Here is a 21,397-nt window from a genome sequence, read left to right on the forward strand (position 1 = left end):
CCGGCTCGAACCGCCGGCTCGGAGATATTTTTCTCGGTCGCTCAGCCCGCGATCTTAGAGAAATCCGCGACTTGGCCGGTGGCTGTCCTGATGCGGGCGAGCAGCGCCAGCCGGTTGGCGCGGACAGCCTGGTCCTCATCATTCACGAGAACATGCTCGAAGAATGAATCAACCGGTTCGCGCAACACGCTAAGCGCCATCAGTGCCGCCGAAAAGTCTTCGTTTTGAATCGCTTCGCCGGCTTGCTTCTCGGCTTGATTCACAGCGGCGAACAGTGATTTTTCGGCATCTTCCTTGAGCAAGGCAGGGTCGACGATCTTGCCGACCACGGTCTTTTTCTTCTCCTCGGCGGCCAAAATGTTAGCGGCGCGCTTGGTGCCGGCAAGCAGGTTCCTGCCATCGTCCGTATCGAGCAACTTGCCCAGTGCCTCGACACGGCGGACGATCTGCAGCAGGTCGTCGGATTGCGGCGTGATCACCGCATCGATGAGATCATGCCGCGCACCCTGATCGCGGAGGTAGACCTTCAACCGGTCACGGAAGAAAGCGAGGAGGTCGCCGATGAATGGCGACAAGGACGCCTCCATCTCCATCATCCGCTGGCCGTCAAAGAACTCTTGTTCCTGATCGGCATTGCCGGAGGTTGGCGAGCTTGTGCTGGCCAATCCGCCTTTCAAAAGCCCGGAGATCAGGCCAGCTTCCGACAACAACCGGCTGGAACCCTTATAGTCTCGAATGCGGGAATCCAGCATGGCGACCACGCCACGAGGCTCGGCGCCCTCGCCGGGCCGCTGATATGCGGAAAGTGCGGCTGAGACCGCCACTGTAATGGCGGCGCCAAGCGGCAGACTGATACCGTTTTCCAAGATGATCCTGACCACGCCCAGCGCAGCTCGACGCAATGCGTAGGGATCCTTCGATCCTGTCGGCTTCTCGTCAATGGCCCAGAAGCCAACCAGCGTATCCAGCTTGTCGGAGAGCGCAACGGCCACCGACACCGGATCGCTCGGCACATAATCGGACGGACCTTGCGGCTTGTAATGTTCCTCAATAGCCGCCGCCACGGATGGATGCTCGCCCTGGAGCAAGGCGTATTTGCGGCCCATGGCGCCCTGCAATTCAGGGAACTCGCCCACCACTTCGGTGGTCAGATCGGCCTTGGCGAGGACCGCAGCGCGACGCGCCAAGACCGGATCGGCTCCAACGATCGCGGCCAGTTCTTCAGCCAGCAGGTTGATCCGCTCCACCCGTTCGCCCTGCGTACCGAGCTTGGCATGGAACGTCACGCCCAGATGGTCGAGGCGGGCCATGCGCTGATCGAGCGGCTTCGCCAAATCGAGATCGAATTTCTCAGCTGATGCCTCGAGCTGTCCGAGATCAGGCAAATCGCCCTGGTCGGTGGTCCAAAAATACAGTGCGTCGGAGAGGCGAGCGCGCACGACCTTACCGTTGCCGTGCGCGATCTCCTTGCCGCCGTCCCTGGCCTCGATGTTGGCGGTCAGGATGAAGCGGTTGGAAAGCTTGTCGACCACGCCCTGCGGTCTCGTCACGAAGCACTTCTGGTTGGCCCTGATGGTCAGCCGGATGACCTCGGCCGGAATTGCCAGGAATGCCTGCTCGAACTCGCCCATCAGCACGACAGGCCATTCGACGAGGCCGCACACTTCCTCGAGCAGGCCCTCATCCTCCACCAGGTCGAGCCCGCTGGCGAAGGCGAGGTTGCGGGCGTCGGCAAGGATGATTTCCTTGCGCCGATCGGCATCGAGCACGACCTTCGCCGCCTCGAGTTTAGAGACATAATCGTCGAAGCGCCGCACGGTGATGGCATCAGGTGCGTGGAAGCGATGACCGTAGGTGATATTGCCCGAACGGATGCCGTCGATCTCGAACTCGACCACCACCGGCTCCTCGGTCTCCGGCCCGAAGGTGCACAGGATCGATTGCAGCGGGCGTACCCAGCGTAGCGAGCCGGGCTTTGCCGAGGCCGGCCCCCAGCGCATCGACTTCGGCCACGGGAAGTCGCGGATGATGCCCGGCACCAATTCGGCGATGATCTCTTCCGCCGCCCTTCCCGGCTTCGAAATGTGGGCAACATAGAAGTCGCCCTTCTTCGGGTCGGAGTGCACATGCGCCTCGGCGATCGACGACAACCCCGCCTTGCGCAGGAAGCCCTGAACCGCCTGTTCAGGCGCGGCCACCGAGGGGCCCTTGATCTCTTCGCTTACATCCCTCGAGCGCGCGGTGAGGCCCCTTACATCGAGCGCCAGACGTCGCGGCGTCCAATATTCGCGCGCCGCCTCATAAGTCAGTCCCGCCTCCACCAGGCCGTCGGTGAGCATCTTCCTGAGATCACTCGCCGCCTTGCGCTGCATGCGGGCGGGAATTTCTTCCGAGCGAAGTTCTAGAAGCAGGTCAGGCATGATTGGGGCTCGCAGGGCAATGGTCCGCCGGGGGCATAGCAACTCGGCCGACCGCTGTCACCCTTTCCGCGCGGCGATCGCCGACTCCGTCTCGACCAGGATCTGCATGAACCGAATACCCGCGCCGAAGCGACACACACTCAAGACAGGAGCTATTGGCTGAGCGACCATGAAGACGATATCGGCATTGCTGCAAATCCTCGCACTCAGCGCCTGCTTCACGGCGCAGGTTCATGGCCCGTGATGCCTGGCGTTCGCCGAGCCTTGCAGACGATGGAAGCCTTTACGCTCAACAGCCAGACTCTAGGCCGCTAGCCCACCCGCCTTGGTCTTCAGGAACGCTTCGCCGCAGGCTTTCGCCAGATTGCGCACCCGCAGGATGAAGCTCTGCCGCTCGGTGACTGAAATCACGCCGCGCGCGTCGAGCAGGTTGAAGACATGGCTGGCTTTGATACACTGGTCATAGGCCGGAAAGACCATGCGGTGCATGGGCAGATCGTCGTTCGAGGCCGGCGCACCCGCATCAAGCAGCGCCTTGCATTCGGCCTCTGCGTCCTCGAAATGCCTGAGCAGCATCGCGGTGTTGGCGAATTCGAAATTGTGCCGCGAATATTCCTGCTCGGCCTGCAGGAAGACGTCGCCGTAGCTGACCCTGTCGGCGCCTTCGCGGCCGTTGAAATTGAGGTCGTAGACGTTGTCGACACCCTGCACATACATGGCCAGCCGCTCCAGACCGTAGGTCAATTCTCCGGCCACCGGCGCGCATTCAATGCCGCAGACCTGCTGGAAATAGGTGAATTGCGACACTTCCATGCCGTCGCACCAGCACTCCCAGCCCAGGCCCCACGCACCCAGCGTCGGGCTTTCCCAATCATCCTCGACGAAACGGATGTCGTGCAGAAGCGGATCGACGCCGATTGCCGCCAGGGAGCCTAGATAGAGCTCCTGAAGATTGGGCGGATTGGGCTTCAGGATCACCTGATACTGGTAATAATGCTGCAGCCGGTTCGGGTTCTCGCCATAGCGCCCATCCTTGGGGCGACGCGAAGGCTGGACATAGGCGGCGTTCCAGCGCCGCGGCCCAAGGGCGCGCAACGTCGTCGCCGGATGAAATGTGCCAGCGCCGACCTCCATGTCGTAAGGCTGCAGGATGACGCAGCCATAGGCGGCCCAGTAATTGTGCAAGGTCAGGATCAGCCCCTGGAACGAGCGGCTGGGGTGCATATGGGCGGGGATTTCAACGGTCACGGTGGCCTCGACTGGAAAGGCTTGCTTGCCGGCACGTCGTAGACACACGATGGGGGAGCGTCAAGCAAGGCACGTCGCACGTGTGGCCGGGCTTGCTGGACGAAAACGGGGCTCCAGATTGGCGCCCCGTCACTAATCATGCAGGGGCTCACCCCTTGGGGGCGGGCACCGGCTCGGGCTTGACCTTCGGCGTTTCCTGCGCCGTGTTGGCTTCGATCGGCGGCAGGCCTTTCATCAACTTCTGCTGCAAGGTGGCAAGCACATCGGGGTCCGGCTTCAGGTCGCGCGCCTGGTTCCACTGGAACGTGGCTTCCAGCTTGCGGCCGACGCGCCAGTAGGCATCGCCGAGATGGTCGTTCAGAACCGGATCTTCGGGCTTCAGCGACACGGCGCGTTCCATTTCGCGCACTGCGTCGTCGAACCTGCCCATGCGGAAATAGGCCCAACCCAGGGAGTCCACGATGTAGCCGTCGCTTGGCCTGAGATCCACGGCCTTCTGGATCATCGCCAGGCCTTCCTTGAGGTTCATGTTCATGTCGACCCAGGAATAGCCGAGATAGTTCAGCACCTGCGGCTGATCAGGGACCAGTTCCAGCGCCTTGCGGAAATTCGGTTCGGCCTTTGGCCACTCCTTCAGCCGCTCGTAAGCGATGCCGCGCTGGTAGAAGATGTTCCAATTGGCCGCGGTCGGGGTCTTCAGTTCGGCGACAGCCTTGTCGAAAAGATCGGCTGCCGAACGGAAATCCTCCTTCGAAGAATAGACGCCGCCTAGCGCAAGGTAAGCGCGCATGTCGTCAGGGTGCGCTTCGACAATGGACTTCAGATGGGCGACGGCCTCGTCCTGGCGGTTGAGATCGGCAAGGTTGAGGCCAAGCTGCAGGTCCGAAAGCTCTTTCAAGGGCGATGAGGCCGGGATCCGCCGGTACAGCGCGATGGCTCCCTCGCCATCCTTCAACTGCTCGGAAACGGCGGCGAGCTGTACCAGTGCAGCGTCGCTTTCGGGCTTCAGGGCAAGCGCATACTGCAAATAGAGGCGCACGAAAGGCTCCCCGCCGCCACGGTTGAGCGCGGTGGCGAGATCGAGCAGGATCTCTGAGGCTCCGTCGGCCGGACCCGAGACAAAGGGCTCGATCTTGTCGCCCTTGCTGATCTTGTCGCGCAGGGCGACGATCTCAAGCTTGCCCGGTGCGAACGCCTCGGCCTTGTCGAGCACCGACAGCGCCTTGGCTTTGTCGCCCTTGCGGGCCAGGAAGGATGCGTAAGCCTGGGCATTGCGCATCCAAGTTTCGGGAGCCGAGCCGCCGGCTGCGGTATCCTGCATGGTTGCGGCATAGATCGCATCGGCCTTTTCCGGCATGCCGGAAGCATCCGCGATAAGCGCGCGATGGAACGACTTGAACAGTCCGAACCAATCCGGTCCCTGGAGCTTGTCGATGGATGCCATCGCATCGCTGGCGTGGCCGGCGCCTTGCTCGGCCCAGCCGGACATGATCCCGGAAATCAGGCGGTCGAGATCCGATTCCAGCGCCAGCTTGAGCCAGTACTGCGCCTTGGCGAAATCCTTCTTGTGAAAGGAATCGACCGACAGCGCGAGACGCGAGAAGCGCTCGACGTCGGGGACTTCCTTCAGCTTGTCGGCATAGACCAGCGATTCCTCGAACCTGCCCTGCGCGATGAGCGACAGCATCAGGCTCTGTTGCAGGTTGGAGTCGCCAGGGCCGAAAGCCAAGGCTTGCTTATAATAGGCAATCGCGCTCTCAAGGTCATTGTCACCTTCGGCGATACGCGCAGCCAGATAGGCTCCAGAGAACGACGTGATCTTGACCGGTTCGGTGGTTTGCTTTGCGTAGGTCGGCACGGCCGAGATCGCCACACCAGTCACAATTGCCAGCCTTGTCAGCCAGCGCGCACGTCCTTGCCGCATCGTATCCCTTTCAGCCAGGCGCCATCTCCGCGTCAGCGGGATCGACGTAGACTCGATCTTTGCCGATAAAGCATGGCCTTTTTGGGGTCGCGCTTCAATCCGCCTCGAATCACAATCGGGTCAGCCAATTAACAAACCATGGCCGGGCGTTTTGGCAACGCTTCTCAGTTCACCCGGCTGATGCAGAAATCGATGACGTCGATCAGCGCAGATTTCTGTGGGGTCGATTCCAGGGGCGCCAGTGCGTCGCGGGCGATCTCGCCGAAATGGCGGGCGCGGCCTATCGTGTCGGCGATGGCGCCGTGGCGGGTCATCAGGCCGACCGCCTTTTCCAGGCCCGCATCGTCGGTGACATTCTCCTCGATGGCGCGCTTCCAGAAGGTGCGCTCGGCCTTGCTGCCGCGCCGGTAAGCGAGGATGACCGGCAGGGTCACCTTGCCCTCGCGGAAATCGTCGCCGACATTCTTGCCGAGATCCTTGCTGTTGCCGCCATAGTCCAGGGCGTCATCGATCAGCTGGAAGGCCAAGCCGAGATTCATGCCGTAGGAGCGCAGCGCGGCACGGTCATTGCGCGTGGCCTGCGCGATGACGGGGCCGACTTCGGCGGCAGCCGAAAACAGTGCCGCCGTCTTGGCCTTGATGACGGCGAAATGTTCGTCCTCGGTGGTCTCCAGGTTCTTGGCGGCGGCAAGCTGCATCACCTCGCCCTCGGCGATGATCGAGGCCGCGCTTGACAGGATGTCGAGCGCTTCTAGCGAACCGACGTCGACCATCATTCGGAAAGCCTGTCCAAGCAGGAAATCGCCGACCAGCACGCTGGCCTGGTTGCCCCAGATCATGCGGGCCGTCTTGTTGCCGCGCCGCATGCCGCTTTCGTCGACGACATCGTCGTGCAGCAAGGTTGCCGTGTGCATGAATTCGACCGAGGTGGCGAGCTTGACATGACCTTCGCCGGCGTAACCGAACATCTGCGCGGCGGCGAGCGTCAGCATAGGTCGCAGCCTCTTGCCGCCCGAGGAGATCAGATGATTGGCGATCTCGGGGATCATCTCGACGTCGGAACCGGCCTTGGACAGAATCAATTTATTGACGCGACCCATATCGGCCGCCGTCAGATCGATGAGATCCTTGATGGAAGCTGGCTCCCGCTTTCCGTCTTCGATGTTGAGAACGACACCCACGACAAACACTCCCGTCTTGATATAACGCGTGCGACGGCACCCTTAGTCCCACCGGACTCTAGGGCGGCGGACACGGCCACGGCAAGTGGCGAATTGGCGCGGCGCCGACAACAGACCGCCACCGATGCCTCGGGGCGTTGCTTGCCAGGGAAATCCGGCCGCCGGTTTACAGAAGCCCCGCAAACTGAGAGTTTCGCCCGATGATCGAGCTTATCCGCACCAACGACGCCGTCATCATCTCCTTTGTCGAATCGCTGATGCGCGATGCTGGCATCGGCTGCTTCGTCGCTGACCAGAACATGAGCGTGCTCGACGGGTCGCTCGGCATCCTGCCGCGGCGCGTCATGGTCGATGCCGACCAGGCCGACGCGGCCCGTCGCATCCTGACCGACGCGGGCATCGCCAACGAGATCCGCCGCACATGATTTCCGCCGCGCCAGCCGCGCTTGCTCCGGACACGCCGGCCCACACGGTCGACGCCTTCCATCGCGGGCGGTTCTGGCTGGTGCAGCCCAAGCAGGGAGGCCATCGCGCCGGCATGGATGCGATGATGCTGGCGGCGGCCGTGCCTTCCTCATTCTGCGGCCGCGTCGCCGATTTCGGCGCTGGCGCGGGAGCCGCGGGACTGGCGGTGCTGTCGCGCTGTCCGACCGCGAAGACCGTGCTGGTCGAGCGTGCGCCGGAGATGGCGGCCTTCGCGGCGGCCAGCCTTGCCCATCCCGGCAATGCGCATCTCAGCGATCGCGCCACGGTGCTCGTCGCCGATGTTACGGCGTCCGGCCAGGCTCGGGCAAAAGCGGGCCTCGCCGACCATGGTTTCGACTTCGTCATCATGAATCCGCCCTTCAACGCCGCGCGTGATCGCGCCACGCCTGATCGGCTGAGAAGGGAAGCCCATGTCATGGAAGATGGGCTGTTCGAGAGCTGGATTCGAAGCGCAGCGGCGGTGGTCAGGCCGCGCGGCGGTCTGGCCATCATTGCGCGGCCCGAACAGCTCGCTGCCATTCTGAATGCGATGACAGGCCGTTTCGGCGACGCCGAACTGCTTGCTGTCCATCCTCGCCCCGATGCAGCGGCGATCCGCATCGTCGTCAGGGCAGCACATGGCGCACGGGGAAGACTGGCCATCCGCCCGCCCCTGATGCTCCATGCGCAGTCCGGCAACGCACCCGACGGGCGCAGCGAAATGATCGCCAATGGTCTCGCCTCCCTGTTTGGCGATTGAGCTTTTCCGGGCGGCACATTGCCGTTGGCCGGGAAATGCTTACATGCCTGCAAGCATCGACTGGAGACCGCCTCGTGAAACGTCTGTTCAACCGCCTGCTGCCGAAATCCTGGCGCTCCACCGTCGTCACCATCCCGGTTGTCCGGCTGCACGGCACGATCATGTCGGGTGGGCAGTTCCGGCAGAACCTGTCGTTGGCTTCCACGGCCGGCCTCATCGAGAAGGCCTTTTCGTTCGACTCGCCGGCTGTCGCCATCTCGATCAACTCGCCAGGTGGCTCGCCGGTGCAGTCGCGGCTGATCTTCAGGCGCATCCGTGACCTGGCGAACGAGAAGAACAAAGAGGTCCTCGTTTTCGTCGAGGATGTCGCGGCATCGGGCGGCTACATGATCGCGGTCGCCGGCGACGAGATCTTCGCCGATCCATCGTCCATCGTCGGATCGATCGGCGTCGTGTCGGCCTCGTTCGGCTTCCCGGAGTTGATGAAGAAGATCGGCGTCGAACGCCGCGTCCACACCGCCGGACAGAACAAGGCGGTGCTCGACCCGTTCAAACCCGAGAAGCAGGAAGACGTCGAGCGCCTGAAAGCGTTGCAGCTCGAGGTCCATGGAACCTTCATCGATGTCGTCAAGGAGAGGCGCGGCGCCAAGCTCAAGGACGATCCGGACCTTTTCACCGGGCTGTTCTGGACCGGCAAGAAAGGGCTTGAACTCGGCCTGATCGACGCGCTCGGCGACATGCGGTCGGTGCTGAAGGCCCGTTTCGGCTCCAAGGCCCGCCTCAGGCTGATCTCGGCGCCGCGCGGTTTCCTCGGCCGCTTCGGCCTGTTTGGATCGAACAAGGGATTTTCAGGGCCCGATATCGCCGCGGCCGCAGCCGGCGGTCTTATCGATGCGGCGGAAGAGCGCGCAGCCTGGGCTCGGTTCGGGCTTTGAAAAAGCCACAAAGCCGTCTAGCATATGAGACTTGACGTTTCGTGCATGTCGTTTCGCCAAGTCGGATTCCGTTTGGGCGACGTGCAGCAACCGACCCGACCGGCCGCATTCGCCGGCCCAGCGCGGGAGGAGTTTTGACATGCCGCAGATCATTTTCTTCACCGTCGTGGCCGCAGCCGCCTATTTCGGCTACCGCGCTTTCGTGCGCGAAGCCGAGCGCGTGACTGCCAAGGTGCGACGCACCGAAAAGCAGACGGCCAACGGGGCGATTGGAACCTTGGTTAAGGATCCGAAGACCGGCGAATACCGGTTGGCCAAGGACTGAGCATCATCTCGCAGACGACGGACACGGCGGACACCGGCATCGGTTCACGGACCCTGCATGCGCATGCCAAGATCAATCTTGCGCTGCATGTCACCGGCCGGCGACCCGACGGCTATCACCTGATCGAAAGCCTGGCGGTGTTCACGCGTTTTGGCGACAGGGTCGAGATCGCCCTCGCCGACAGCGACGATTTCACCGTGTCCGGCCGCTATGCGCCGGCGGTTCCGCTCGACGTCAGCAATCTCGTCTTGAAAGCCCGTGACGCGCTGCGGCACGCGGCCGGACCGGACGACACACCGCCTGTCTCCATCAAACTCGAAAAGAACCTGCCGGTCGCCTCTGGCGTCGGCGGCGGATCGAGCGACGCCGCGGCCGTGCTGCGCGGGCTGGCGCAGGTCTGGGGGCTGAACATGGGCGACGCCAAATTGGCGCCGATCGGGCTTTCGCTCGGCGCCGACGTGCCGATGTGCTTGGCGGCAAAGCCGCTGGTGGCGCGTGGCATCGGCGACGAACTGTCGGTGGTCCCGGATTTCTCGGCGCTCGGGCTGGTGCTGGTCAACCCGGGCACGCCGGTCTCCACGGCAGATGTGTTCGCGGCACTTTCGCGTCGCGACAACGAGCCATTGCCTCCCATGCCGCGTAGCATCGACTTCCACAGCCTGCGCAACTGGCTGGAAATCACCCGAAACGATCTCCAGACGGCGGCCATGGCGATGCAGCCGGCCATCGGCAGGGCGATTTCGTGGCTGGACAAGGCAGGATCTGGATTCTCGCGCATGTCCGGGTCGGGCGCGACATGTTTCGGCCTGTTCGAGACCGGCAACGTCGCCAAGCGCGCCGCCGCCGAGATCCGGGCGCGCCAACCCGACTGGTTTGTCGCTGCGACGCGCAGCATCGCCTCGGAGGGCGCCGATGCCCAGACTTGACGAGAGCCGTTCCTTCGTTCCCGTGCGCATCGCGGTGCTCACCGTCTCGGACACACGCGGCCTTGCCGACGACAAATCAGGGCAGACGCTGGCCGATCGGATCACCGAGGCCGGTCATATCCTGGCCGCCCGCGATATCGTCACCGACGATCGGGACAAGATCCGCGAGAAGGTGCTTGGCTGGTCGAAGGACGCGGCGATCGATGTAGTGATCACCACCGGCGGCACCGGCTTCACCGGGCGCGACGTGACCCCGGAAGCGCTGGAGCCGATCTTCGAAAAGCGCATGGACGGTTTTTCGGAAGTGTTCCATCGCATCTCCTACGACAAGATCGGCACGTCGACGATCCAGAGCCGGGCGACAGGCGGCGTCGTCAACGCCACCTTCGTCTTCGTGCTGCCGGGCTCGCCCGGCGCCTGCAAGGACGCCTGGGACGGCATCCTCAAAGCACAACTCGACTACCGGCACATGCCTTGCAACTTCGTTGAGATCATGCCTCGCCTGGACGAGCATCTGCGGCGTGGAGGCAACGCTTAAAGCGGGTTCGCGTAGAGCCTCTCAGCGGATGACCGGCTCGCCGTGAAAACGCCGGCGCGAGGGCGGCGACACGCCGAAGCCGACCTCCATCATAAGCCGCGGCGTGCGGGCGGGCACCGTGCCCATATGGAAGCCAAAAGGATCCTCGACGAAACCCATGCCGGCCTCACCGGTCAAGGTCACAGGGCTCTGCTCGCCATAGACATCCAACACCTCCTGCGCGGGATGGCCGACGAGAAGCGTCAACTGATGCTTGAGGCTACGGCGCTTGTGGCTGCCCCTGACATAGACATGGGGACCGGTGTCCGCGTCGACGGGCTTGAGGTAGAAGAAGAATTTCAGCATCCGCCAATCGTCCAGATCGAAATGATACTTGCCGAGCGAGGCGAGGTTCTTGTCGGCGTCGGAAGCGGCACCGGTCGGAAAGCTCCACCAGACGCGCGTTGTGATCATCTTGGCCTGGCCGCCGAGATAATGCGCGGCAATATCCAGGAGCAGCGGGTCGCGCTGGACGGCAAGCGCCGCATCGCAGTCGAGGGTACGCTCGAAATAGTGACCGCTGAGCAATGGGCGGCCGAAGCGCTTTTCCGCCTGCCCGTGCTCGGCCGGCATGAATTCCAGCCGGCGGTCGAAATTGCCGAAACATGGTGTGCGCTCGGCAAACCGGGCGATCTCCTCATGGATCGCGGTCGGCAGGACCAGCCCGGAAAAGAGCCCTTCCGAACGCAGCGCGTCTACGGCCGCGGCGCGGTCCACGCCGGGGAACATGGTGTCTTTCGCATTCGCGGCCGGACGCGCCGGTTTCGCACCGAGCCAATGGAGCCTTCGTCCCGCCATGGTCCGCGCCAGCACGAACATCGGCAGCCATGAAGGGTTTTCGCGCAGATCCTTGAGGTAAGTCGGTACGCGCACTGCAATGCGGCGCAACAGACCGCCGTTGCGAGCAATGGATTCCAGACTGGCGGCGCCGGATTGATCGGGGGCTGGAAGGGTCATCGAGGCCTCGCACGTCGAAGGAACATCGATGCCTTATCGATGCTCACCGCTTCATATGATCCAAACCCAGTTCTGCCGCCGCGATGACATGCTAACTCCGGTCGACTCATTGTGCAATGCACAATGGACGGGTGCAGTTTCAAGCTCTTATTTTGAGTGTCCGTTTGGCTGCCTAGGCGGTGCGACCCAGATCTCGGCGTCGAGCTTTTTCGTCGCCATGCCGCGCGCCACCGCCTCCGCGCTGCCGGCGCTTTTCGCCGCTGCCTGACGCTTGCTGATCACCAATCCCTCCGCCAACGCGCGGTTGCCTGAAAAGACCCGTGCCAGGAACGGCGTCCGGCTGCCGCGCGCCCGAGAAAACCGGGCGGCCATGGTCTGCTTTGCCGTATGAGCGACAACAGCCTCTGTCCACCCGTCCACCAGGCGCGCGCCAGGCTCAATCATCAGCAGCCAGTCACCCTTGGCCTGGCGGATGCCGGCCGCCACCCCACCGCTGCGCACATACTGGCAGCCGGCATGTTCGGCGACCCTGTGGGTATGATCTGTCGAACCGGCGTCACAGACGATGACCTCACGCACCACGCCCTCCACCGCCCCGCCAACCAGCGAGGCAAGCGTGCGGGCAAGTGCCTCCTCGTCATTGCGGGTTTCGATAAGAACGCTGAGCATGATTAGCCGAATAGCTGAAAGTGCGGCGGCGCGCCAGTTGCGGCGCCGCATCATCAAAAGTTCTTGCTTTGTTCTCTTCCACGAAATAGGAATAATTTCATGAGCAGAGCGATTCGAAGCAACTCGGACAGTCCTTGGGAGCGGGCGAAAATGGAACAGATCGTGCGCGCCGACATTGCAGCTTTCGGAGCAGGACGTGCCGAGATGGCCAACGCAATGATCGAGCAGAGCGGCGTGCGTGTCCGTCCGGACCGCAGCCGAGGTCGTTCGGCGGGGATCAACCCCTCGGGGCGGTTCGAGCCGGTCAGCCGTCATGTGTTCGACGATGGCTGGAATTCGCTGGAAGAACTGCCGCCGTTCAAGACCGAGGTCCAGGTCGAAAAGCCGCGCACCATCATCACTCGCAACGAATCCCCCGACATCTCCTTCGATCGTTCGATCAACCCCTATCGCGGGTGCGAGCATGGCTGCGTGTATTGTTTCGCTCGGCCGACGCATAGTTTCATGGGCCTGTCACCGGGCCTCGATTTCGAATCCAAGCTCTTCGCCAAGCCCGACGCGGCACGGCTGCTCGACAAGGAACTGTCGAAGGAGGGCTATCAGCCTCGCACCATTGCCATAGGCACCAACACCGATCCGTACCAGCCCATCGAGAAGCAGTACCGGATCATGCGCGAGATCCTTGAAGTACTGGAGGCGCGTGGCCATCCGGTCGGCATCGTGACCAAATCTGCTCTGGTGACGCGCGACATCGACATATTGTCGCGCATGGCCGAACGTGGGCTGGCCAAGGTGGCTCTGTCTGTGACGACGCTCGATCGCATGCTCGCGCGGACCATGGAGCCGCGCGCGTCGACGCCGACCAAGCGGCTGGAGGCGATCCGGCAGCTGTCGGATGCCGGCATCCCGGCCTCGGTCATGGTGGCGCCGGTTATCCCCGGCCTGACCGACCAGGAGATGGAGCGTATCCTCGATTCGGCGAGCGCCGCCGGCGCGCGCGAGGCTGGCTATGTCGTGCTTCGCCTGCCGCTGGAGGTCAGCCCGATCTTCAAGGATTGGCTGCTGCGCCATTATCCCGACCGCTATCGCCATGTGATGTCGCTGATCCGTTCGATGCGCGAGGGCAAGGATTACGATTCGGAATGGGGCAAGCGCATGAAGGGCGCGGGACCCTATGCGTGGCAGATCGGCCGACGCTTCGAAATCACGGCGAAACGTCTCGGCCTCAATGCCGAGCGTCGCACGCTGCGGACCGACCAGTTCGTCGCGGCTGGCAAGGACCAGGAGCAGTTGATGCTGCTCTAAAGACCGAATCGTCGCCGGCTGGCTCCTTGGGCCACGGCAAACAATCCCGTCCGGCCTGCCCCGGCCTGCAGACGGTGCCCTCCCGGTCCGGCGCCCCACCCGACCCGGAGGGACTTGCGGAGAATCGGAGCCGATGCGAACCTCGCCGCAACATGGCTCGCGCGCGCTCTGATTCTCCGCCTCTCTTTGAGATCATCGAGAGACCAGACTTCTCCTTCGAGACGAAGGCGATGGCCGAAGGGCTGTGGCCCGTGGCCGGCATGGATGAGGCTGGGCGTGGCCCCCTGGCCGGGCCGGTCGTGGCCGCGGCCGTGGTGCTCGACCCCGCCAACATCCCCGAAGGCCTGGACGATTCCAAACGGCTTAACCATTTGCAGCGTGAGGCTCTGTTCCTGAAAATTCTCGGCTCCGCCCTGGGTGTTTCAATGGCGTCGATCAGCGCCGAGGGTATTGATGGCAGCAACATCCTCAAGGCCAGCCTGGAGGCGATGCGCCGGGCGTTGGTGGGGCTGCCGGTTCAGCCGAAGCTCGCTCTGGCCGACGGGCGCGACGTGCCGCCGGGGCTGCCCTGCGCGGCTCGAGCATTGATCAAGGGCGACCAGCGTTCACAATCCATCGCCGCCGCCTCGATCGTGGCCAAGGTGATGCGTGACCGCATGATGTGCGGCTGCGGCAGTCACCACGGCCACTACGGCTTTGAGGTCCACATGGGCTACGCCACGGTACGCCATCGCACCGCGATAGAGGCGCATGGCCCGGTCGCGCGGCTGCACCGCGTGTCGTTTTCACCGTTCAGGCTGGGCGGAACCGAACTGGCTGAAGAAGACAGCATGGCAGCGCTTGATTAAGCAAGCGCCTTACGCATGGGCAAGATGCAGCCGGGGGCGACAGAGGCGGTTGGTTCGACTGGGCCCAACGCCCTTTGATCTGCAGGATCGAGACGACGCGATTCGCTTTGCCACACCACAGGCCGGCCTGACGTTTAGTCGCCCCCCGCCTTCGCGGTTTTAGTCTCAGCCAAAAAGAAAAAGCCGCCGGTCGCCCGGCGGCTTTGATGCTTGACTTGAATATTCAGGTCAGTTGAGCTTGGACCTGACGTCCTGAAGCGAAGCCTGGAACAGGTCAGCGCCCGCCTTGGCATCGATCTTGCCGGCGAGCAGCGTGCGGGCCGCCTCCACAGCGATATCGACGGCGCTCGCGCGCACTTCTGCAACGGCATCGCGCTCTGCCTGGCCGATCTTTTGTTCGGCCAACGCGGTGCGGCGTGCGACATAGTCCTCGGTCTTCTGGTGCGCATCGGCGGCAAGGATCTCCGCCTCGCGCTTGGCGGCGGCGACGATGTCGGCTGCCTCCTGCTCGGCTTCCTTGCGCTTGCGCTGGTACTGGCCAAGCAGTTGCTGGGCTTCCTCGCGCAGGCGGCGCGCCTCGTCCAGTTCATTGCTGATCCTGGCGGCCCGGGCGTCGAGCGCCTTGGCCACCATGCCGGGCACCTTGATGTATATGGCGACGCCCAGGAAGATAATGAGGGCTATGGTTGCCCAGAGCGTCGCGAGAGATGTGGCGTCCATGATGCGCTCCTCACCCAGCCACGGATTTGACGGCCGCAGCGATCTCGGCCTTGCTGGCCTTGCCGCCAAACAGTGCCTCGACGATCGCCGAAGTGGTGTCCTCGGCGATGCCGCTGACTTCCTTCATGGCATTGGCTTTGATGGATGAAATCCGTGCCTCGGCCTCGCCAAGCTTTTCGTCGAGCGCGGTCTCAACTTTCCTGCGCGCGGCTTCGGCATCCGCCTTGGCAGCGTCAGCGGCCTGCTGACCGATCGAGTTGGCGTTCTTCTTGGCTTCCGCCAATTCCTGCTCATAGGCAGCGACGGCAGCGTCGGCCTCGGCTTTCAATCTGGCGGCCTGGTCGAGGTCGCGACTGATGCGATCGTTGCGGACATCGATGATGCCGCCGACGCGCGGCATCACAACGCGCTTCAGGAACAGATAGAACAGCCCGAATGAGATCGCCAGCCACAGGAGCTGCGACGGGAAGGTCGCCGGATCAAATGGCGGAAACACGCCATGCGCTTCGGCAGGCACGCCGGTGCCGGAATGCGTGTCGCCTTCCGTCGCAGCGTGGCTGGTGTCGGCCGCAGGCGCGGACTCTTGCGCGAAGGCAGATGTCACGAACATGGACTATCCCCTGATATCAGGCCCGCCGCCCACGCAGCAGGCCTGTCCAATCTTCCCAACGTTCGGTTCAGCCGAACAGGGCGAGAAGCGCGATGAGGAGCGAGAAGATGCCCAGAGCTTCGGTCACGGCGAAGCCGAAAATCAGGCGGCCGAACTGGCCATCGGCAGCCGACGGGTTACGCAGCGCGCCCGAGAGGTAGCTGCCGAAGATGTTGCCGAGGCCAATGCCCGCGCCACCCATGCCCAGGCAAGCGATGCCGGCGCCGATGTACTTTGCTGCTTCTGCGTCCATTTGTTCAACTCCTTTGGATCTAAAATTTCGTTGCGATTCCATCCGGCGCCAGAATCAGGCCGGAAATTTTGGTCAGTGCCCGGGATGCAGGGCGTCGTTGAGATACATGCAGGTCAGCACGGCAAACACATAGGCCTGCAGGAAGGCAACCAGCAATTCGAGCGCCGTCAGGGCCACCGCCATGGCCAGGGGCAGGATCGAACCCGCGATGCCCAGCGCACCAAGCGCGCTCAGGCTGACGACAAATCCCGAAAACACTTTCAGGGTGATATGGCCAGCCAGCATGTTGGCAAACAGACGCACCGAAAGGCTGACCGGGCGCGACACGAAGGATATCACTTCGATCAGCACCACCAGCGGCATCAGGTAGACCGGCACGCCATGCGGCACGAACAGTTTCAGGAAGCCGAGGCCATGCTTCATGAAGCCGTAGATAATCACGGTCGCGATCACCAGCACGGCCAGCCCGAAGGTCACGATGATGTGGCTGGTGATGGTGAAGAAGTATGGGAAAAGGCCGAGCAGGTTGGCAACCAGCACGAACATGAACAGCGAGAAAACCAAGGGAAAGAACTTCATGCCCTGCGTGCCGGCGGCATCGCGCAACATGTTGCCAACGAATTCGTAGGCCATTTCCGACACCGACTGCAGCCGGCCGGGAACGAGGCTGCGGCTCGATGTCGTGAGGAACAGGAACGCGGCGGCCACCACCACGGTGGTGACCATGAACAGGGCGGAATTGGTGAAAGACAGGTCATAGCCGCCGATATTGATCGGAATCAGCTTGGTAATATGGAACTGGTGGATCGGATCGACCTTGTCAGCTGCCACGTTCTAACCTCGTCAATGCCGCGTACGGCCAGATAAACTTTGCCGCCCGAAGCGGCTATTTCCAAACGTCGCCTGAAGAGCGCTCATTTGTTTTCGTCCCGGTCACGGCGCGATTGGCCCTGCCCGAATTCTGCCACAACGCCTGCGGAACGCATGACATTGAGCACTCCGGCGCCAAAACCAAGCAGCAGGAAAACGATCAGACCCCACGGCGATGTCCCCGCCAGACGGTCGATAACCCAGCCTATGCCAGCGCCCACGACCACTCCAGCGATGAATTCACTGGAGAGCTTGACCGCCTGGCCATAACCAGCCGTACTGCCCGCTTTCGCGTCGTCTTTCCCCTCAAGCCGGTCCGGCAGCCTTGTCGCAAGCGATGCTTCAAGGTCGCGCCGGCGGCGCTCGAGATCGTCGTCACGGATGTCGGCATGATCCTGTTTGCCGGGGCCGGTTTTTCCGGTTCCGTCTGGCCCGTTCGTGTCGGCCATCGCAACCCCCTCGCCCGGCAGAACATGCCGTCCGTCCGCATCTAAAGTCGCCGGCAACATAGTTAGAGGGTTTGCGCCCGTCAAGCCACGGTCGGCGCTTCAACATGATGTATTTTCTTCTGCCGAATCAACCGCTTACGAAGGTGCGACATCGTGCCCATCACGGCGGCGTGAGCGCGTTGGCCGAATCCTCCGGGCAACAGGTCCAAGATCGGTCCCGCCGCACGGGAGAGACCGCCGGGTCGTTCCGCGGTCAGCTCCAGCCGCCGCCATAGGTGCGGTAGAAGATATGCAGGCCGATCTTGGTCATCTTCTGCATCGTGCGCGCCCAGTTGGGGTGGACATACTGAGCGTAGTAGTGCGTCGACGATCCGACCTCCGGGATGAAGATCTTGCCGGCCGTCACGGCCATGGCGATCTCCTGCGCGGTCTGGTAGGCGGCGGGGCTGTCGATGCGCTTCTTCCGGCCGTCGCAGGCGAAGGAGAACTGGCAACGGTTGAACCAGCTATCGTTCTGATAGACGACGCCGCAGATCGAATTCGGATAGGCGGGATTGCGGACGCGATTGAGGATGACCTGCGCGACGGCGGCCTGACCACGCACGGATTCGCTGCGGGCTTCGAAATAGATGCCCTTGGCCAGGCATGCCTGCTCGGGCTTGGAGAAGACGCTTGCCGGAAGCGGGTTCTGGATCCACGAATGATCGCCCTTGGCCATTGGCGGGATGAAGCGGCCGTCGCCCGGCGCCTCGTCCTGGAGCAAGGCTTCGAAGGGTGAAGCCTTGGCGTAGTCGGGTTCGGCCGGGGCATAGGCTGTCGCCAGGACATCCGGATGATCATTGTTGACCAGGGCTGCAAGCATGGACGGCACGCCGCGATCCGGCTTCCTGTCCTCACGCGTATGGAAGGCCGCCGCGATCTGGATTTCCTTGCCTTTGATCCCGGGCTTGGCGAATGCCATCTTCAGGCCGCCGTCTATGCTGGGACGCAACAGGGACGAGGTGCGCTCGAAAATCGACCCTGCATTGAAGTTCCTGGGCGGAGCGACAGGCGACATTTCTATGATGCGGCCCTTCTTGTCGGCTCGCAAGACGCGGTCCTCGTCGGGCGTTGTACCGCGGACCTTGCCACCCTTGGCGCGAAACGAGACGTTGCCGACACCGGCCAGATGTATACCGGATCCGGAGATGGAGCCGGTGATATCTGAATCGACAAAGGGCATCTCGGCCGAATGGGTTGAGCCGGCGACGGATTTCTCGACATAGGAATTCCAGCGTGCGCTCGACGCTTCAAGTCCGGACACGAGGCTCGTCATATCCTGGTAGGCGGCGACGGTCGGGAACCCGATCCACAAGCCGAGGCCGATGACAAGAGGAGGCAGAAAGCCGCGTCTTTTCTCACCGGCGGCGGCAACGAGCCGCTTCAACACACGTCGATGCACGGAACACTCTCCAGGAACGCTACCAACTCACTGGAGAGAAAATGATGCATTAACCTTGATGCGGGGTTAACGCGATCGATCGTGGTTTTTCAAATCGGCCCAAAACGGAACGGCGGTATGAGCCGAGTCGAACCGTCAGTTCGGCCGCAGCAGGATAGGCCAGGCCACGAGCGCGCAAAGCGCTCCCACCAGCCAGACGCCTGGCCACGACAAGATCAGCAGCAAAGAGGGAATCACCGTCGGCACCACGAAGAAGGCGACGAAGACGAAGCTGTTGGCAAGGCCAAGTGCGGTTCCTGCCCGGTTGGCGCCGGCAAGCGTGGCAAGCTCGGTGTAGGCGACGCCATGCCAGGCGGAAATCGAAATTCCGGCAGCGACCAGCAGCACGGCGATGGCGGGTATCAGCGCAACTTGGACGCCCGGCATCGCCATTGCCGCGTACACTAGCAGGCCGAGAGCCGCGAAGCCGGCCGCACTGGTCATGCTGCAGAGGCGCAGGAACCAGCGGCGGTTGCCGTGGCGGTCGGTGAAGCGGCCGCTCCACACCCGCATCACCATGGCGCCGGCCTGGACACTGGCAAGGCTGGCGCTGATCGCCAGCGTGCCCATGCCGGCGAAATCGTGCAGGAATACGGAGGAGAAGGTCAGCACGGCGACCTGCGGGAAACAGAGCAGGCCTACTGCCGCGGCGATGCGCCAGACCTCGACATTGCGCAGGAGCGCCGGGCCGGCCGGCTTGGCCATCGCGATGCGTTCGGCACTGTTGATCCCAAGGTCTTTTTCCGGCGGCTGATGCAGCCAGCGCCAGGCAAACAGCGCCGAGACGGCATTCAAAGCCGCCAGCAGCGCAAACACCGCCGCGAAACCGTGCACCGACGCCAGCGACGGCAGGACCAGCGCGCCGAACCCGCCCCCGAGCGGCACCGCCGTCTGCCTGATGCTCATGGCAAAGCCGCGCTCGCCCTCGCGGAACCAAGCCATGATGGCACGGCCGCTGGAACCATTGACACTGCCGCCGAGCAAGCCGGCGACCAGCAGGCATGCGGCCAGTGATGCAACGCCGGGCAGGTACGTCGTCGATGGCACGATGAAGAGCGCCATCAGCGCAAGCCAAGCCGCCGTCGCGCCGAGCCCGGTCATCAGCACGCCGCGATCGCCCCAGCGGTCGGTGAGCAGCCCCCAGGGCAGTTCGCTCAGGGCCACGCCCAATCCGAGGAGGCCGAGGACAAGGCCGAGATCGCCGTTAGTGAGGTGGTAACCCGAACGCAAAAACACAGCCGCCGCGGGAATGCCGGAGAAGGTGGCTGAGAAACTGGCATTGGCGGCAACGCCGATGCCGAGCACCTTCCAGCGATGATTGGCGCGGAATCGTCCTGCCTTCGAAGTGTCGGGAGCGCGGCCAACCCGGTCTGACTCACAATCTGCATCGACGATCGACATTGCGGGACTCCTGTAATGGCATTTCGGACATTGACGGGGAGTCCCTACCGCTATAGTTTCATCCTGAATATCGGGAAGTTCTTTATCATTGTTCCCGAAAAACAGGACTATCCGTTGCGACGCATAAACTTCGACCTCGACGTGCTCCGGAGCTTCGTCACCGGCATGGAACTCGGCAGCTTCGCCAAGGCAGCCGATCGGCTTGGGCGTTCGACCTCGGCCGTCAGCGCCCAGTTGAAAAAGTTGGAGGAGCAGGCGGCGACACCGATCTTTCGCAAGTCCGGCCGCGGCTTGGCGCTGACCGAAGCCGGCGAAACCATGCTCGGCTATGCGCGCCGGCTGCTCGAGCTGAACGACGAAGCAGCTTCCGCCATCCACGGCGTCGAGTTGGAAGGTTGGGTCAGGCTCGGCTTGCAGGAGGATTTCGGCGAGGCGGTGCTGCCGGAAGTGCTCGGGCGCTTCGCCCGGACGCATCCCAAGGTCAAGATCGAGGCGCGGATCGCGCGCAGCTATGAACTGGCGGAGCGGATCACATCAGGCAATCTCGACATAGCGCTGGCGTGGGAGTGCGGCCAGGCGCTGCCCTACAGCCGCAATGTCGGCGATGTGCAGTTGCACTGGATCGGTCCGGCAAAGCTGATCGAGACCAGCCTGCGCGACGGTGAGCCGCTGCCGCTGGTGGCATTGGAAGCACCTTGCCTGTTACGCACGGTGACGACCGAGACGCTTGACCGCGCCGGCCTGCCGTGGCGGATGGCCTTCTCCAGCCCCAGCCTTGGCGGCATCTGGGCGGCAGTGGCGGCGGGGCTGGGGCTCACGATCCGAACCGATATCGGCCTGCCGGCCACCGTTAGTGCAATGGCTCCGCAGGTGCTGGGTCTGCCGGCGCTGCCGACGATGGCGCTTGTGCTGCACCAAAAAGACGCTGAACTGGACCCGGTGGCGGCGCGGCTGGCGGACATATTGCTGCAGGCGGCGATAGAGGCGCTGCCGCAGGATGCGCGGATGGATGAGAGGTTGAGAGCGGTTGCTTAG

22 protein-coding genes are annotated in these 21,397 nt (G+C 63.1%); 9 read left to right on the forward strand and 13 right to left on the reverse strand.

Annotation, left to right across the window (positions count from 1 at the left end; translation table 11 throughout):
• Positions 1–41: 41 nt before the first annotated feature.
• The 4 genes from glyS to LB513_RS00440 form a co-directional block, all read right to left on the reverse strand.
• Positions 42–2,420, reverse strand: coding sequence for a glycine--tRNA ligase subunit beta (gene glyS / locus LB513_RS00425; RefSeq protein WP_224661475.1), 2,379 nt, complete (start codon positions 2,418–2,420; stop codon positions 42–44).
• A gap of 303 nt (positions 2,421–2,723) precedes the next feature.
• Entirely contained in the window at positions 2,724–3,644 is a 921-nt protein-coding gene (locus tag LB513_RS00430; RefSeq protein WP_224661914.1) for a glycine--tRNA ligase subunit alpha, read from the reverse strand.
• A gap of 172 nt (positions 3,645–3,816) precedes the next feature.
• Positions 3,817–5,592 carry a tetratricopeptide repeat protein gene (locus LB513_RS00435; protein WP_224661476.1) on the reverse strand — a complete coding sequence of 592 codons (1,776 nt, stop codon included), beginning with the start codon at positions 5,590–5,592 and terminating at the stop codon, positions 3,817–3,819.
• Between the two features lie 164 nt (positions 5,593–5,756).
• Entirely contained in the window at positions 5,757–6,773 is a 1,017-nt protein-coding gene (locus LB513_RS00440; RefSeq protein ID WP_224661477.1) for a polyprenyl synthetase family protein, read from the reverse strand.
• Positions 6,774–6,973: 200 nt separating this feature from the next.
• Here LB513_RS00440 and LB513_RS00445 point away from each other — a divergent pair, with 200 nt between their 5' ends.
• The 6 genes from LB513_RS00445 (at position 6,974) to moaB (ending at position 10,722) form a co-directional block, all read left to right on the forward strand.
• The gene (locus LB513_RS00445) at positions 6,974–7,198 is read left to right on the forward strand and encodes a DUF2007 domain-containing protein (RefSeq protein WP_224661478.1); all 225 of its coding nucleotides are present in this window, start codon (positions 6,974–6,976) and stop codon (positions 7,196–7,198) included.
• Positions 7,195–7,998 (forward strand): tRNA1(Val) (adenine(37)-N6)-methyltransferase, encoded by an 804-nt coding sequence (locus LB513_RS00450; RefSeq protein ID WP_224661479.1) that lies wholly within the window; start codon positions 7,195–7,197, stop codon positions 7,996–7,998. Before LB513_RS00445 ends, LB513_RS00450 begins: the two co-directional genes overlap by 4 nt.
• 74 nt (positions 7,999–8,072) lie before the next feature.
• The gene (locus LB513_RS00455) at positions 8,073–8,933 is read left to right on the forward strand and encodes a S49 family peptidase (protein WP_224661480.1); all 861 of its coding nucleotides are present in this window, start codon (positions 8,073–8,075) and stop codon (positions 8,931–8,933) included.
• A 139-nt stretch (positions 8,934–9,072) separates the two neighbouring features.
• Positions 9,073–9,258: a hypothetical protein gene (locus LB513_RS00460; protein WP_224661481.1), complete on the forward strand. Its 186-nt coding sequence runs from the start codon at positions 9,073–9,075 to the stop codon at positions 9,256–9,258.
• 5 nt (positions 9,259–9,263) lie between these two features.
• Positions 9,264–10,184, forward strand: a complete 921-nt coding sequence (locus LB513_RS00465) for a 4-(cytidine 5'-diphospho)-2-C-methyl-D-erythritol kinase (protein WP_224661915.1) — start codon at positions 9,264–9,266, stop codon at positions 10,182–10,184.
• The gene (gene moaB, locus LB513_RS00470) at positions 10,171–10,722 is read left to right on the forward strand and encodes a molybdenum cofactor biosynthesis protein B (protein WP_224661482.1); all 552 of its coding nucleotides are present in this window, start codon (positions 10,171–10,173) and stop codon (positions 10,720–10,722) included. Before LB513_RS00465 ends, moaB begins: the two co-directional genes overlap by 14 nt.
• A gap of 21 nt (positions 10,723–10,743) precedes the next feature.
• Here the strand turns inward: moaB and LB513_RS00475 are convergent, their stop codons facing one another.
• The gene (locus LB513_RS00475) at positions 10,744–11,718 is read right to left on the reverse strand and encodes a hypothetical protein (RefSeq protein ID WP_224661483.1); all 975 of its coding nucleotides are present in this window, start codon (positions 11,716–11,718) and stop codon (positions 10,744–10,746) included.
• 147 nt (positions 11,719–11,865) lie between these two features.
• Positions 11,866–12,387 (reverse strand): glycosyltransferase, encoded by a 522-nt coding sequence (locus LB513_RS00480; protein WP_224661916.1) that lies wholly within the window; start codon positions 12,385–12,387, stop codon positions 11,866–11,868.
• A 150-nt stretch (positions 12,388–12,537) separates the two neighbouring features.
• On the opposite strand from LB513_RS00480, the gene LB513_RS00485 reads away from it, so the two are divergent.
• Positions 12,538–13,692 (forward strand): PA0069 family radical SAM protein, encoded by a 1,155-nt coding sequence (locus tag LB513_RS00485; RefSeq protein ID WP_224661484.1) that lies wholly within the window; start codon positions 12,538–12,540, stop codon positions 13,690–13,692.
• A gap of 152 nt (positions 13,693–13,844) precedes the next feature.
• Positions 13,845–14,540, forward strand: a complete 696-nt coding sequence (locus LB513_RS00490) for a ribonuclease HII (protein ID WP_224661485.1) — start codon at positions 13,845–13,847, stop codon at positions 14,538–14,540.
• 228 nt (positions 14,541–14,768) lie between these two features.
• Here LB513_RS00490 and LB513_RS00495 read toward each other — a convergent pair whose 3' ends face one another.
• The 7 genes from LB513_RS00495 to LB513_RS00525 form a co-directional block, all read right to left on the reverse strand.
• Entirely contained in the window at positions 14,769–15,260 is a 492-nt protein-coding gene (locus LB513_RS00495; RefSeq protein WP_224661486.1) for a F0F1 ATP synthase subunit B, read from the reverse strand.
• 10 nt (positions 15,261–15,270) lie between these two features.
• Positions 15,271–15,870, reverse strand: a complete 600-nt coding sequence (locus LB513_RS00500) for a F0F1 ATP synthase subunit B (RefSeq protein ID WP_224661487.1) — start codon at positions 15,868–15,870, stop codon at positions 15,271–15,273.
• Positions 15,871–15,937: 67 nt separating this feature from the next.
• A complete protein-coding gene (locus LB513_RS00505) occupies positions 15,938–16,162 on the reverse strand; it encodes a F0F1 ATP synthase subunit C (RefSeq protein WP_013896722.1) in 225 nt (74 codons plus the stop codon).
• 72 nt (positions 16,163–16,234) lie between these two features.
• Positions 16,235–16,993, reverse strand: a complete 759-nt coding sequence (locus tag LB513_RS00510) for a F0F1 ATP synthase subunit A (protein WP_224661488.1) — start codon at positions 16,991–16,993, stop codon at positions 16,235–16,237.
• Positions 16,994–17,076: 83 nt separating this feature from the next.
• The gene (locus tag LB513_RS00515) at positions 17,077–17,481 is read right to left on the reverse strand and encodes an AtpZ/AtpI family protein (protein WP_224661489.1); all 405 of its coding nucleotides are present in this window, start codon (positions 17,479–17,481) and stop codon (positions 17,077–17,079) included.
• A 253-nt stretch (positions 17,482–17,734) separates the two neighbouring features.
• Positions 17,735–18,922, reverse strand: a complete 1,188-nt coding sequence (locus LB513_RS00520; protein WP_224661490.1) for a cell wall hydrolase — start codon at positions 18,920–18,922, stop codon at positions 17,735–17,737.
• Between the two features lie 135 nt (positions 18,923–19,057).
• Positions 19,058–20,362, reverse strand: a complete 1,305-nt coding sequence (locus tag LB513_RS00525) for an MFS transporter (protein WP_224661491.1) — start codon at positions 20,360–20,362, stop codon at positions 19,058–19,060.
• Between the two features lie 114 nt (positions 20,363–20,476).
• Here LB513_RS00525 and LB513_RS00530 point away from each other — a divergent pair, with 114 nt between their 5' ends.
• On the forward strand, positions 20,477–21,397 hold the full coding sequence (locus tag LB513_RS00530) for a LysR substrate-binding domain-containing protein (protein WP_224661492.1): 921 nt from the start codon (positions 20,477–20,479) through the stop codon (positions 21,395–21,397).

Origin of the sequence: Mesorhizobium sp. ES1-1 (assembly GCF_020164785.1) — a bacterium.
Classification (GTDB): Bacteria; Pseudomonadota; Alphaproteobacteria; order Rhizobiales; family Rhizobiaceae; genus Mesorhizobium.

What these genes read in the sequence shown, in the direction of transcription:
- glyS (WP_224661475.1), bottom strand. Translation starts at nt 2,420, where the DNA reads ATGCCTGACCTGCTTCTAGAACTTCGCTCGGAAGAAATTCCCGCCCGC.
- LB513_RS00430 (WP_224661914.1), bottom strand. Translation starts at nt 3,644, where the DNA reads ATGCACCCCAGCCGCTCGTTCCAGGGGCTGATCCTGACCTTGCACAAT.
- LB513_RS00435 (WP_224661476.1), bottom strand. Translation starts at nt 5,592, where the DNA reads ATGCGGCAAGGACGTGCGCGCTGGCTGACAAGGCTGGCAATTGTGACT.
- LB513_RS00445 (WP_224661478.1), top strand. Translation starts at nt 6,974, where the DNA reads ATGATCGAGCTTATCCGCACCAACGACGCCGTCATCATCTCCTTTGTC.
- LB513_RS00450 (WP_224661479.1), top strand. Translation starts at nt 7,195, where the DNA reads ATGATTTCCGCCGCGCCAGCCGCGCTTGCTCCGGACACGCCGGCCCAC.
- LB513_RS00460 (WP_224661481.1), top strand. Translation starts at nt 9,073, where the DNA reads ATGCCGCAGATCATTTTCTTCACCGTCGTGGCCGCAGCCGCCTATTTC.
- moaB (WP_224661482.1), top strand. Translation starts at nt 10,171, where the DNA reads ATGCCCAGACTTGACGAGAGCCGTTCCTTCGTTCCCGTGCGCATCGCG.
- LB513_RS00475 (WP_224661483.1), bottom strand. Translation starts at nt 11,718, where the DNA reads ATGACCCTTCCAGCCCCCGATCAATCCGGCGCCGCCAGTCTGGAATCC.
- LB513_RS00480 (WP_224661916.1), bottom strand. Translation starts at nt 12,387, where the DNA reads ATGCTCAGCGTTCTTATCGAAACCCGCAATGACGAGGAGGCACTTGCC.
- LB513_RS00485 (WP_224661484.1), top strand. Translation starts at nt 12,538, where the DNA reads ATGGAACAGATCGTGCGCGCCGACATTGCAGCTTTCGGAGCAGGACGT.
- LB513_RS00490 (WP_224661485.1), top strand. Translation starts at nt 13,845, where the DNA reads ATGGCTCGCGCGCGCTCTGATTCTCCGCCTCTCTTTGAGATCATCGAG.
- LB513_RS00495 (WP_224661486.1), bottom strand. Translation starts at nt 15,260, where the DNA reads ATGGACGCCACATCTCTCGCGACGCTCTGGGCAACCATAGCCCTCATT.
- LB513_RS00500 (WP_224661487.1), bottom strand. Translation starts at nt 15,870, where the DNA reads ATGTTCGTGACATCTGCCTTCGCGCAAGAGTCCGCGCCTGCGGCCGAC.
- LB513_RS00505 (WP_013896722.1), bottom strand. Translation starts at nt 16,162, where the DNA reads ATGGACGCAGAAGCAGCAAAGTACATCGGCGCCGGCATCGCTTGCCTG.
- LB513_RS00515 (WP_224661489.1), bottom strand. Translation starts at nt 17,481, where the DNA reads ATGGCCGACACGAACGGGCCAGACGGAACCGGAAAAACCGGCCCCGGC.
- LB513_RS00525 (WP_224661491.1), bottom strand. Translation starts at nt 20,362, where the DNA reads ATGTCGATCGTCGATGCAGATTGTGAGTCAGACCGGGTTGGCCGCGCT.